Annotated in this window: 10 protein-coding genes; 6 read left to right on the top strand and 4 right to left on the bottom strand. The window is 65.0% G+C overall.

Annotated features, from left to right (window positions below; genetic code table 11):
* The first annotated feature begins 50 nt into the window (after positions 1-50).
* From ACTSLZ_RS00390 to ACTSLZ_RS00370, 5 genes are all read left to right on the top strand, one after another.
* Entirely contained in the window at positions 51-1016 is a 966-nt protein-coding gene (locus ACTSLZ_RS00390) for a carbohydrate kinase family protein (RefSeq protein WP_178979293.1), read from the top strand.
* On the top strand, positions 1003-1530 hold the full coding sequence (locus ACTSLZ_RS00385) for a YbhB/YbcL family Raf kinase inhibitor-like protein (protein WP_129315251.1): 528 nt from the start codon (positions 1003-1005) through the stop codon (positions 1528-1530). The genes ACTSLZ_RS00390 and ACTSLZ_RS00385 overlap by 14 nt, the downstream gene beginning before the upstream one ends.
* Complete coding sequence (locus tag ACTSLZ_RS00380; RefSeq protein WP_129315250.1) at positions 1527-2330, top strand: HAD family hydrolase; 804 nt, start codon at positions 1527-1529, stop codon at positions 2328-2330. The genes ACTSLZ_RS00385 and ACTSLZ_RS00380 overlap by 4 nt, the downstream gene beginning before the upstream one ends.
* Entirely contained in the window at positions 2323-3120 is a 798-nt protein-coding gene (locus tag ACTSLZ_RS00375; RefSeq protein ID WP_162421464.1) for a glycerophosphodiester phosphodiesterase family protein, read from the top strand. Before ACTSLZ_RS00380 ends, ACTSLZ_RS00375 begins: the two co-directional genes overlap by 8 nt.
* Positions 3121-3326: 206 nt before the next feature.
* Positions 3327-4394 carry an aldo/keto reductase gene (locus ACTSLZ_RS00370; RefSeq protein WP_443095328.1) on the top strand — a complete coding sequence of 356 codons (1068 nt, stop codon included), beginning with the start codon at positions 3327-3329 and terminating at the stop codon, positions 4392-4394.
* 10 nt (positions 4395-4404) lie between these two features.
* Here the strand turns inward: ACTSLZ_RS00370 and ACTSLZ_RS00365 are convergent, their stop codons facing one another.
* Together ACTSLZ_RS00365 and ACTSLZ_RS00360 are read right to left on the bottom strand one after the other, a co-directional pair.
* Entirely contained in the window at positions 4405-5763 is a 1359-nt protein-coding gene (locus tag ACTSLZ_RS00365) for a uracil-xanthine permease family protein (protein ID WP_443095327.1), read from the bottom strand.
* Positions 5764-5985: 222 nt separating this feature from the next.
* Complete coding sequence (locus ACTSLZ_RS00360) at positions 5986-7461, bottom strand: peptide MFS transporter (protein WP_129315246.1); 1476 nt, start codon at positions 7459-7461, stop codon at positions 5986-5988.
* Between the two features lie 214 nt (positions 7462-7675).
* On the opposite strand from ACTSLZ_RS00360, the gene ACTSLZ_RS00355 reads away from it, so the two are divergent.
* On the top strand, positions 7676-9247 hold the full coding sequence (locus ACTSLZ_RS00355) for an ATP-binding protein (RefSeq protein WP_443095326.1): 1572 nt from the start codon (positions 7676-7678) through the stop codon (positions 9245-9247).
* Here the strand turns inward: ACTSLZ_RS00355 and ACTSLZ_RS00350 are convergent.
* Positions 9225-10274: a zinc-dependent alcohol dehydrogenase family protein gene (locus ACTSLZ_RS00350; protein WP_443095325.1), complete on the bottom strand. Its 1050-nt coding sequence runs from the start codon at positions 10272-10274 to the stop codon at positions 9225-9227. The two genes, ACTSLZ_RS00355 and ACTSLZ_RS00350, sit on opposite strands and share 23 nt — an antisense overlap.
* A 193-nt stretch (positions 10275-10467) precedes the next feature.
* A complete protein-coding gene (gene pgm, locus ACTSLZ_RS00345) occupies positions 10468-12102 on the bottom strand; it encodes a phosphoglucomutase (alpha-D-glucose-1,6-bisphosphate-dependent) (protein WP_443095324.1) in 1635 nt (544 codons plus the stop codon).
* Positions 12103-12174 lie beyond the last annotated feature (72 nt).

Raw genomic sequence — 12174 nt, 5'->3', positions numbered from 1 at the left:
ACCCTTCACAAGGATGGTCCCTCGGCTTCCGGCCTCGATAGACTGAGCGCATGCTAACTGTGATCGGCGAGGCACTCGTAGACATCGTGAAGAAGGGCGGGGAGGTTCCCAGAACCCACCCCGGAGGCAGCCCCCTGAACGTTGCCGTGGGGCTGTCCCGGCTGGGTCACAGGACCAGATTCATTGGCAGGTACGGCCGGGACGAACACGGCAACGTCATCGACGAGCACCTTCGGGACTCCGGGGTCGAACTGCCGATCGGTCCCGACGACGAGCCGACGTCGGTCGCCGAGTCCGAACTCGACGAAACCGGTGCCGCATCCTACGATTTCCGGCTGGACTGGAATCTCGAAGCGGCTCGCGACAGATTGGGCGAGCTCCTGGCGGAGACCGATCTGCTGCACGTCGGCTCGATTGGGGCGATGCTCGAACCGGGAGCCTCGACCGTTGTCGAGGCCGTCCGCCAAGCCTCGCCGCACGCTCTGATCGCCTACGATCCCAACTGCCGTCCGACGATCATTCCCGACTCGTCCGAGGCCCGGGAGCGGGCCGAATCCGTGGTCACCTCCGCCGACGTCGTGAAAGCATCGGACGAGGACCTGCTGTGGCTCTATCCTCACCGTACGGTCGAGGAATCCGCCCGGGCCTGGCTCGAAGCCGGGGTGGGCCTCGTGGTGGTCACACGCGGGGAGTGGGGCCCGTGGGCCATCAGCCGGGGCTCCGGCGGGAACGGGGTTCGTCTCCAGCCTCCCCGCGTGGAGGTCTCGGATACCGTGGGCGCCGGAGACTCCTTCATGGCCGCCCTCCTCTCGGCCCTGGTGGACCGGGGCATCTGCGGCGCACGGAGCCGAGAAGGACTCGATGCGCTGACGGCGGAGGACGTGCAGGATGTGCTGCGGCGGGCGGTCGTCGCGGCCGCCGTGACCGTTTCTCGGAAAGGCGCCGACTCGCCGAGCCGTGAAGAACTGGAAGAGTATCTGAAGCGAGAGAAGGAGAACGAGAATGCTGGATCGTGAACCGTACGCCGGTCTGCCGCAACTGCCCGAATTCACGCTGACCTCCGATGACGTGGCAGAAAACCAGCCTCTGGCGCTCGACCAGGCCTCGGGAGCCATGGGTATCGAAGGCGGCAAGGACATCGCTCCCCATCTCTCATGGTCGGGAGCCCCGGAAGGGACCAAGAGCTACGTGGTCACCTGCTTCGACCCCGATGCTCCCACGCCCTCCGGCTTCTGGCATCTGTGCGTGTCCAACATTCCCGCGGACGTCACGGAGCTGCCGAACGGTTGGGCTTCGCGAGCGATCGACGGCGCCGTCAAGCACCTCAACGACGGCGGCAATCGCGAATTCACCGGGGCCGCGCCGCCTCCCGGTCACGGCGCACACCGATACATCTTCTGCGTGACTGCGGTGGACACCGAGAAGCTCGATGTCGACGAGAGCGCCAGCCCCGCAGTCGTGAACTTCAACCTGTTCTTCCACGGAATCGGACGGGCGTTCCTGACCGGGACCTACGAGGTCACCGCGTGATCAAATTGATCGCGACCGACTTGGACGGGACCGTCCTCGGCCCGGACTTCAAGTTTCGCGATCGCACGCTCGATGCGTTGCGTGCCGCCCGGGCCGCCGGCGTGGAGATCGTCTACGTCACCGGGCGGCCGCACCGTTGGCTCGACCCTGTCCGGGAGCAACTCGAATACGACTCGGTCGCGATCTGTTCGAACGGGGCCGTGGTCTACGACGTCGCGCGGGAAGAGGTCGTCCAGGCCGAGACGGTGCCCACGGACGTGATCCTTGACCTGCACTCGGAACTCCGTCGGTTTCTGCCCCATGCGCACTATTCGACCGAGACCCTTGAAGGGGTGGTCTCGGAGCCCGGATGGCCGCAGACGAATCTGCTCGAAACCGGGAAACGAACCATCGGGGACCTGCCCGACCTCTTGTCGGAGAAGTCCCGCATCATCAAGTTCCTGGTCCGGGACGACTCCATGGACCCTCGCGCCCTCTACGACGTCGTGCGCGAAGCGGCCGAGGACAAGGTCTCCGTCACGCACGCGGTGGCAAATATGCCGCTCGCGGAAATCGGGCAACCGGGACTCTCCAAGGGGCGGACCCTGTCGCGTTGGTGTGCCGCAGAAGGCATCGGCCCGGAGGAGGTTCTGGCCTTCGGTGACATGCCGAATGACACCACGATGCTCCAATGGGCCGGCCACGGTTATGCCATGGCCTCGGGGTGGCCAGATGTCATCCAGGCCGTCGGGCGGACGTGTCCCGGCTTCGAGGAAGACGGCGTCGCACAGGTCATCGAGGAGCTGCTCGAGCGTGACTGAACGGCAGGATGCGCGCGCCGTCCGGATCCTTGCCCATCGCGGGCTGGCCGTGGACGCGGACGAGAACTCGATCCGGGCTTTCCGGGCCGCGGGCGACGTGGGAACGCGGTGGATCGAAACGGATGTTCACACGACGTCCGATGGCGTCGTCGTCGCGATCCACGATCCGGACATCGAACGCGTTGCCGGGAAACCGGGCGACGTCGCGACGACGGATGCCTCGGACCTGGCCGCCCTTCGTATGGTCGGCGGGGAAGCGATTCCGACCATGGCCTCAGTCTTCGAGGCCTGCCCCGACCTGTGTTTCAACATCGATATCAAGGACGAGGCGTCGGTCCTTGCCCTGCCGCGGGTCATCGACCGGGCCGAGGCGTGGGACCGAGTGCTCATTGCTTCCTTCTCTGAGTCCCGACGTCGTCGCGCGATGCGTCATGCCCCGGATGGGGTCCCCTCGAGCGCCGGATACGGCGGCATCGCGGCATTTCGCCTCGTCAGCGCCCTTATGCCGGTCAAGGCATGTGTGCGCGTGTGGCCCGTGGTCCGTCGAGCCCTGAGGCCGTGGATCGCCGCCTTCCAGGCCATGCAGGTTCCGATGTCGCACAAGGTCGGTCCCTTCCGGGTCCCGGTCGCGGACCGCAGGTTCATCAGGGCCGCCCACGCCTGCGGCATGCGCGTCGACGTCTGGACCGTGGACGACCCGCGGGACATGGAGCGCCTCGTCGGACTCGACGTCGACGGGATCGTGACCAACAGACCTGACCTGGCCTTCGCCGTCCTCGATCGGCTCTGAGTCCGACCCGGCGGCCGCACACCGGCCCCATGAGTCACCATCGACCCCCGGCCGCGCAACGATCCCGAGCGCGTCGACCCCTTGAATTCTCCGCGTGGTCCGGAGCGGACCAGATCTCCTCGTTCGCTGTTCGCCTCAAACCCTGGCCATAGCCCTGCGCGCGTGTACACCATGGGGTCACCCAATGATGCGTGAGGAGCGACACCATGGAATACACCCGTCTCGGCAACTCCGGTCTGTACGTGTCTCGTCTGGCCCTGGGAACCATTACCTATGGCCAGGGTGGAGGCTTCGAGAAAATTGCCGGTGTGGATGCGTCGGAAGCGCGGAAACAACTGGATGCCGCTTTCGACCGCGGCGTCAACTTCATTGATACCGCGAACATCTACAGCGCCGGTGACGCCGAAAAGGTCCTGGCCAAGGCGCTCGGCGGTCGACGCGATGATGTGATCCTGACGTCCAAGGCCAGGTCACCGGTCGGTGACGGCCCGAACGATTCGGGCGCCAGCCGCTACCACCTGACGCGGGCCGTGGAGGACAGCCTGACGCGGCTCGGGACAGACCACCTGGACCTGCTCTACATCCACCAGTGGGACGGTCAGACGCCTGTACGCGAAACGGTCGAGACGGCCAACGAACTGATCGCCTCCGGCAAGATCCGGTACTGGGGCGTCTCCAACTACACCTGTTGGCAACTGACCAAAACGGTTTACGAGGCAAAGGCCCTGGGCCTCACCCCACCGGTCGAGCAGCAGGTCTACTACACGCCGGAGGCGCGCGAGATCGAATACGAGATCCTGCCCGCGGCGCGGGACCTCGGGGTCGGGACCTGGGGATGGTCGCCGCTGGGCGAGGGCCTGCTCAACGGGAAGGTTCGACGAGGGGAGGAAACCTCGTCCGCGACGAGGCAGGGAACGGGGTGGCCCGAGCCCCACGTGACGGACTGGGACCGCGCTTATCGCCTGATCGATGTTCTCGACGAGACGGCCCGTGAGCTCGGGTGGGGTCTGCCCCAGGTGGTCATTTCCTGGCTCCTGGGTCGCCCAGGGGTCGACGGCATCGCCATTGCGGCACGCGAATTCGACCACCTGATCGAAGACCTGGACGCCGCAGATCTTTCGCTGCCCGACGACGCTCGCCGACGCATCACAGAAGCCTCCCAGTTGCCGGCCTACTATCCCGTGTGGCACCGACTCCTCAACGGTATGGACCGTCCCGACCCGGCCGATCGGGCGTTCTTCGACGAACAGCGCGCGAGCGTGCTGGGGGAGTAGTTCCGGGGGTCTATCCCAGGGGCGAGGGGTGTTCCGTGGCGTCCGGTTCCAAAGGGTCGTGGCCCACCGAGCGACGTCGGCGCGCGATGAAGGTCATCAGGTGGTAGACCACGAGGGTGGCCCCCGTGCCCAGGGCGATACCGGCGAATTGGAGACCGAAGATGTCCCAGGTGTAGTCGGCGATGCCCACGATCAGGGCGACCGCTGCGGTCGTCAGGTTCACCTGGTTGGAGAAATCGACGCGGTTCTGCACCCAAATTCGTACGCCGAGCATGCCGATCATGCCGTACAGGACGGTCGCGGCTCCGCCGAGAACTCCCGCGGGCACGGTCGCCACCGCGGCACCGAAGACCGGCATGACGGACAGGAGGAGAGCGACGACGGCCGCGACCCAGTACGCGGCCGTCGAATAGACCTTGGTCGCGGCCATGACGCCGATGTTCTCCGCGTAGGTGGTGGTCCCGGAACCTCCGCCGGCTCCAGCGACCGTGGTGGCCAGGCCATCGGCCATGATGGCACGTCCCGCATAGTGGTCCAGGTTGGTCCCGGTCATCAGGGCCACGGACTTCACGTGACCGATGTTCTCGGCCACCAGGACGAGGACCACGGGCACGAAAAGTCCGGCGAGGGCGAGATGGAATTCGGGGGCGTGGAAGTGCGGAAGGCCGAAGAGACCCTCGGTCTCCCACGCCTCACTGATCGACCCGAAGTCGACCTCACCTCGGCATACCGCGGTGATGTACCCGATGACCACACCCAACAGAATCGACAGCCGGCCGAGGATCCCACGGAACAGAACTGAGATCAGAACGATCGAGGACAGGGTCACGAGCGCGGTCACGGGCGCCTTCATGAAGTTGTCCTTGGCCGACGGCGCCAGGTTGAAGCCGATCAGGGCCACGATCGACCCCGTGACCAGGGGAGGCATCAGCGCCTGGAGCCAGGCCGTCCCGGCCACCTGGACGACGAGACCGATGATGAAGAGGGTCAGCCCGGACATGACCACGCCCCCGAGAGCGCCGCCGGGGCCGTACTGGTTCATGGCCGCGCCGATCGGTGCAATGAATGCGAAGGAGGATCCCAGGTAGGAGGGGACCCGTCCCGCCGTGAGGAGGAGGAACAGGAGCGTTCCGACGCCGGAGAAGAACAGCGTGGTGGCTGGAGGGAAGCCCGTGAGCAGTGGAACCAGGAACGTGGCCCCGAACATGGCGACCACGTGCTGGGCTCCGATGCTGATGGTGCGCCCACACGCGAGCCTCTCCTGGGGAGCGACGACCTGCCCCGGGGCGACATGTCTCCCGTCCCCGTGGAGCGACCACTTCAGGCCCAGCTTCTGGGACGTCGAATCGGATGAGGGTGCAGCGCTCACGCGTACTCCTGAGTCGTTTCATGGGTCGATGGCCGAGCACCGGGATGCGATTCGGGCCAATGGTGCACGAACGATTCTACGGACTCGCGGACCCGCTCAACGCGTTGTCCACATGTCAGGGGTTCGTCTCGGCGTCGTCGGACGACGACGCGGCCGACCGGATACACCGAGGGCGGGACTCCCCGTCGGGAATCCCGCCCTCGTCGTGTGAGGCAGTCGGCCCTACTTGAGCCCGCGCATCATCGTGAGGATCGGCTTGCGGAAGAACCACAGGATCACGCCGGCGACGACGCTGATCAGACCCATCGTGAGGAAGTACGGGACCTCGTTCGGCTCGGAGTAGAACTGTGCGAGCCAGCCCGACATCGCCGTGCCCATCGCGACCGATGTCCAGTACCACGCCATCATCTGCGCCTTGTGCGCTTCGGGGGCGAAGCGCGTGGTCGCGGACGTGCCGGTCGGTGAGAGCGTGAGTTCGGAGATCGTGCACACGAACAGGATCAGCACGAGCCACCAGAGGCTCACGATGTGGTGACCCGCCGGGAGCAGGAAGATCAGGAATGCGATGCCGACGCCGACCATGCCCAGCGAGAACTTCGTGACCGTGGACGGCTGGCGGTTCCCCAGCTTGGTCCACATGGTCGCGAAGACGGTCCCCAACAGGATGATGAAGACGGGGTTGATCGACTGGAACAGACCCGGCTTGAATTCGAGCCCGAACAGGTGCCAGTCGAGGCGGCTGTCCGAGTACACGGCCATGACGGTGAACTGCTGCTGGTACAGGGACCAGAACACGGCGTTGCCGATCCACAGCGGGATGAAAGCCATGACCCGGGAGTGCTCGGTCTCGTCGGTCTTCTTGCTGCCGATCAGGATGTAGCCCAGCACGATCGCGCCGGCCAGGGTCAGGCCGATCACCCAGTTGGAGATATTGCCGGGCGTAATGAGTCCGAGCATGCACAGGATCAGAACGATCACGACGGCCACGACGAGGCCGCCGACGAACATGCCCTTCTGTCGTCCATTCGCCGGGTTGTTGACGTAGTGGACGCTCTCGGGCAGGTTCTTGCGGGTCAACGCATACTGCAGGAGGCCCAGCGCCATGCCGATCGCGGCGAGCAGGAATCCGAAGTGGAAACCGAAGATGCCCCAACCGGTATTGGTGAACAGCGGCCCCACGAGGGCGCCGATGTTGACGCCCATGTAGAAGACCGTGAAGCCGGCCTCCCGTCGCATGTCCTTGACGTCATAGAGGGAGGCCACCAGAACCGACGCGTTGGTCTTGAGGCAGCCGGAACCCACCGCGATCAGGATCAGTCCAATGATCACGCCGGCGAAGTTGGGGATCAGGGACAGAGCCAGGTGGCCGAACATGATCGCGACCGCGGAATAGAACAGCGTCCGTTCCGGGCCGAAGACCCGGTCGCCCAGGTATCCGCCGAGGATGGCCATGAGATAGACCATGCCGCCGTAGGCGCCGATGATGCCGGTGGCCGCGGCCTTGTCGAGGCCGAGGCCGCCCTCGGCGGCCGAGTAGTACAGGTAATAGACGAGAATGCCTTGCATCCCGTAGAAGGAGAAGCGCTCCCACATCTCCACGGAGAAGAGATTGGCGAGCATTCGCGGGTGGCCGAAGAAGGTTTTTCCGCTCGGGTTCCGAGGGTCTGCTTCTGTGCCTTCAGCGATGTGACTGGACATCGGGTAGCACCGTTCATTTGTTGGATGTTTAAGTTTGCCGTCCGCAACTCTAACCCCAAAGTGTGAAGCGGCGCATAATCGGGTGTGGTATGAGCGGGGTGCGGACCCCCTGGTCGGGCCCAGTTTCGGCGGCGAATCATGCCTCTCTCGCGGCCATGTCGCCTCATGGTCACCAAAATTTTGGATGACGATGAGCGACTATGTGATTAGCATCATGACTATGAGAGGTACCAGGCAACTCGTCAAGGAGCTCCGAGCCTCGGGTTCGGAATCGACCGAGGTCGAGGTCAAGTCGGGTCTGCACGGTTTCCCGAAATCGGCTTTGGAAACCATGAGCGCCTTCGCCAACGGGACCGGTGGAACCATCCTCTTCGGCCTGACCGACAAGACGTTCCGGCCCGTCAAGGGATTTGATGCTCAGCGGGTCCACGACGCCGTGTCCAATGCCGTCCGCTCCAAGCTCACCCCGCACCCCTCCGTCGAATTGTCGGTCGAGGAATTCGAGGGGGTCAGGGTCGTCCGCGCCGACGTCGAGGAGCTGCCCTACTTCGACAAACCCTGTTTCGTCGCGGCCAAAGGCGCATATGGCGGTTCGTACATACGTATTGGAGAAGGCGACCACAAGCTCTCCGAGTACGAGGTCAGCCAGCTCAGGGACAACCGAATCCAACCGGGATACGACCGGGAACCGGTCGAGAACGGAAACCAGGACATACTCCACACCCAGGCGGTCGACAACCTGCTGGCCAAGGCCCGGGCCAGAACTCCGGCGGCCTTCAGCGGCGTCGAACCCCGCATAGCCCTCAAGCGACTGAACGTCACCCACGATTCCGCCCGAAGGGCCCGACCGACCCTCGCCGGGCTCCTCGCGCTGGGCGTCTACCCCCAGGAGTTCTACCCCCAACTGAACGTCACCTTCGTGGCGGTGCCAGGAACTTCTCTCGGTGAGGTGGATGCGGGCGGTGTCGCCTTCACGGACAACCAGTCCTTCAATGGACCTATCCCCTCGTTGATCAACGCGTCCGTGGATGCCGTGCGTCGAAATTCCAATCGCGCGGCCATCATTTCCGCCGACGGCCGCCGGGACGTGTTCGACTATCCGGACGTCGCCGTGCGCGAGGCCATGACCAATGCCCTGATGCATCGGGACTACAGCCCGTACGCGCGCGGCATTCAGGTGCAGATGGAGTTGTACTCGGACCGGCTCGAAATACGGAACCCGGGCGGTTTGTACGGGGGAGTGCGTGTCGAGGAACTGGGGCGGGTCTTCACGTCGTCGTCGCGCAATGCGGCGTTGGCGAAGCTGCTCGAGGAAGTCGAGATGCCCCGGACCGGGGCATCGGTCTGCGAAAACCGTGGGTCGGGCATCGCCCGCATGGCTTATGCGATGCAGAGGGCGGGCAAGCCGGCGCCGGAATTCAGGGTCACGCCGACGTCGGTCACCGTGATCTTGCGGCTGGCCCCCGCACCGTCCGGCCCCGATGCACCACCACGATCGGAGGAGTACGTGGACGTCTCCGGGGCGACCAAGGCGACGGATTCCCGGGAGCAGCAACTGATCGACCTCTTGGCCCGCGGGCGCGACCCGGTCACGAGCCAGCGGGTCCAAGACGCTCTGTGCCTGTCCCAGTCGGCGGCAAACCGGTTGCTTCGGCAGATGATCGATTCTGGCCGCGTGCTGCCCACCGCACCTCCGCGCAGTCATCGAAGAGCATACGTGCTGGCGAAAGGTGCAGTGGGCGCCGCGGTTCCCGACCGCGTGCCTAGCGGGAGATCACTACCTTGACTGCTTGGTGATCGGCCGCGTTCGCGAACAGGTCATAGGCTTCTTCGAACTGGTCGAAGCCGAAACGGTGCGTGGCCATCTTCCGCGCCTCGAGCTTGCCCGAGGAGACCATGCTGAGCAGTTTGTCGACGGTCGAACAATCCACGAGACCCATGGTCACGGTCACGTTGGAGATCCAGAGGTCCTGGATCGGCAGGTCGACCGGCTTGCCGTGCACGCCAACGTTGGCCACGGTCCCGTAGGGGCGGACGATGTCGAGGCAGGTGCGGAAGGTCTGCGGTATGCCCACCGCCTCGATCGCGACGTCGACGCCGAGACCGTCCCGGGACAGGGCCTTGATCTGATCGATGGCGTCCGGGTCACTCGCATTGACCGCATCCGTGGCACCCAACTCCAGTGCCTGGTCGAGTCGGTTCCGATCCATGTCGACGGCGACCACGCGTCCAGCACCGCACAGACCCGAGGTCATGACCGCGCCGAGACCCACCGGGCCCGCGCCGACGACCGCGACGGTGTCACCCGGTTGGGTGCGGCCGTTCAGGACGCCGATCTCGAATCCGGTCGGCAGCGCGTCCGTCAGGAACAGGACGTCTTCGTCGTCGAGCCCCTCGGGAACGCGATGCACCGACGTCTCTGCGAAAGGCACTCGCACGTATTCGGCCTGGGTGCCGTCGATGAGGTGGCCGAAGACCCAGCCGATGCCTCCGAGGGTCTGGCAATGCGATGGCTGGTTGACCTTGCAGTAGGAGCACTTGCCGCAGTTCGTGACGGCCGGAATGATGATGCGGTCACCTGGTTCGAGATCGGTGACCGCGGACCCCACCTCGGTCACGGTTCCCACGGCCTCGTGTCCCAGGATCCTGCCGTCGGTGACCGCCGGGACGTCGCCCTTCAGGATGTGCAGGTCGGTGCCGCAGATCGTGGTCGTGTCCACCCGGGCGATCACGTCGGTGGGATCGACGATGCTCGGGTTGGGGACCTCTTCCCACGCCTTGGACTGGGGACCGTGGTAAACAAGAGCCTTCATTGTTCTCTCCTAAACTCAGACTCTGCCAATAGTTGTGTCATGAGGTTTTTCTGCCTCGATTTATATGATATTGAGCCGGAGGCCAAAAAAGGCCTCAGGGCCCCGGCATCTCGCGGATGCCGGGGCCCTGAGGCGGAGAATGAACGGGGGCCTCGTCGACCGGGCCGGCCCCGGGCGTGTCGTGGCCCGCGGGTCAGGACAGGGCGTCGTCGACGAGCGCCTTGGCCTCCTTCTGGACCTCGGCCAGTTGCTCGTCGCCCCGGAAGGATTCCGCGTAGATCTTGTAAACGTCCTCGGTTCCGGAGGGGCGGGCCGCGAACCAGGCGTCATCCGTGACGACCTTCAGGCCGCCGATCGGTTCACCGTTGCCCGGGGCCTCCGTGAGTTTCGCGGTGATGGGCTGACCGGCGAGTTCGGTGGCCGTCACATCGGCCGCGGACAACTTCTTGAGTCGAGCCTTCTGCTCCCGGTCCGCGGGAGCGTCGATGCGCGCATAGCTCGGCGCACCGAATTCCGCGGTCAGCTCCGCGTAACGCTGAGAGGGAGTCTTGCCGGTGACCGCGGTCATTTCGGCCGCGAGCAGGGCCAGAATGATGCCGTCCTTGTCCGTGGTCCACACCGAGCCGTCCTTGCGGAGGAAGGAAGCCCCCGCCGATTCCTCGCCGCCGAAGCCGAGCGAACCGTCGATGAGTCCCTCGACGAAGTACTTGAAGCCCACGGGCACCTCGACCAACGGTCGGCCCAGGGACTCGGCGACCTTGTCGATGATGCGGGAGGACACCAGCGTTTTTCCGACCCCTGCGGTGCCGGACCATTCCGGACGATGGCGATACAGGTAGTCGATCGCGACGGCCAGGTAATGATTCGGGTTCATCAGCCCGGCGTCGGGAGTCACGATGCCGTGGCGATCCGCGTCGGCGTCGTTCCCCGTCGCGATGTCGAACTGGTCACGGGATGCGACGAGTGACGCCATCGCCTCGGGGGAGGAGCAATCCATGCGGATCTTCTCGTCCCAGTCCAGGGTCATGAAGGCCCAGCGGGGGTCGACCTCCGGGTTCACGACGCTCATGTTGAGGCCGAAGCGCTCGGAGATCGTGATCCAGTATTCGACGGCCGCGGAGCCCATCGGGTCCGCCCCGATGCGCAACCCGGAATCGCGGATCGCGTCCAGGTCGATGATCTCGGGAAGCGCAGAGACGTAGGAGGCCATGAAGTCGAAGCGACCGGTCGTGTCCGCGGCCTTGGCGCGTGCGAGAGGTACGCGCCGCACCTCCTTCAGGCCGTTCTCGAGCAAGTCATTGGCGCGATCGGCGATCCAGCTCGTGGCGTCCGAATCGGCGGGACCCCCGTGGGGAGGGTTGTACTTGAAGCCACCGTCCGTCGGGGGATTGTGGCTCGGGGTGATTACGATACCGTCCGCACGTTCTGCCGAGGGATCGGCATTGTGAGTCAGAATCGCGTGGGACAGGGACGGTGTGGGCACGTAGCCGTCGTTGGAGTCGACCAGAACTCTGACCCCATTGCCTGCCAGGACCTCGAGCGCCGTGTCCTGGGCGGGGCCGGACAAGGCGTGGGTGTCGCGTCCCATGTAGATCGGGCCCTTGTAGCCCTGAGCGGACCGATACTCGACGATTGCCTGGGTGATCGAGGCAATATGTGCCTCATTGAAGGATCCCTTGAGCGCGCTTCCTCGGTGTCCCGAGGTGCCGAAGGCGACACGCTGACCCGGATCGGCCGAGTCGGGGACCACGGAGTAGTACGCCTGGGTCAATTCTTCGAGGTCAACGAGATCCTCGGGACGAGCTGGAGTTCCTGCACGGTTAGCCATGTCTTAAACCTAACTCTTTGCGGCTGTGCCACCGCTGAGAAACGGCTCGAAAGGCCACCCGAACTGCGGTGG

This window comes from Rothia koreensis (assembly GCF_052232265.1).
Classification (GTDB): Bacteria; Actinomycetota; Actinomycetes; order Actinomycetales; family Micrococcaceae; genus Rothia; species Rothia koreensis.
The sequence above is the reverse complement of the archived record's forward strand: the minus strand, read 5'-3'. Positions and strand labels throughout refer to the sequence as shown.

Coding starts and splice junctions, on each gene's coding strand:
- ACTSLZ_RS00390 (WP_178979293.1), top strand. CDS start 51: ATGCTAACTGTGATCGGCGAGGCACTCGTAGACATCGTGAAGAAGGGC.
- ACTSLZ_RS00385 (WP_129315251.1), top strand. CDS start 1,003: ATGCTGGATCGTGAACCGTACGCCGGTCTGCCGCAACTGCCCGAATTC.
- ACTSLZ_RS00370 (WP_443095328.1), top strand. CDS start 3,327: ATGGAATACACCCGTCTCGGCAACTCCGGTCTGTACGTGTCTCGTCTG.
- ACTSLZ_RS00360 (WP_129315246.1), bottom strand. CDS start 7,461: ATGTCCAGTCACATCGCTGAAGGCACAGAAGCAGACCCTCGGAACCCG.
- ACTSLZ_RS00355 (WP_443095326.1), top strand. CDS start 7,676: ATGACTATGAGAGGTACCAGGCAACTCGTCAAGGAGCTCCGAGCCTCG.
- ACTSLZ_RS00350 (WP_443095325.1), bottom strand. CDS start 10,274: ATGAAGGCTCTTGTTTACCACGGTCCCCAGTCCAAGGCGTGGGAAGAG.
- pgm (WP_443095324.1), bottom strand. CDS start 12,102: ATGGCTAACCGTGCAGGAACTCCAGCTCGTCCCGAGGATCTCGTTGAC.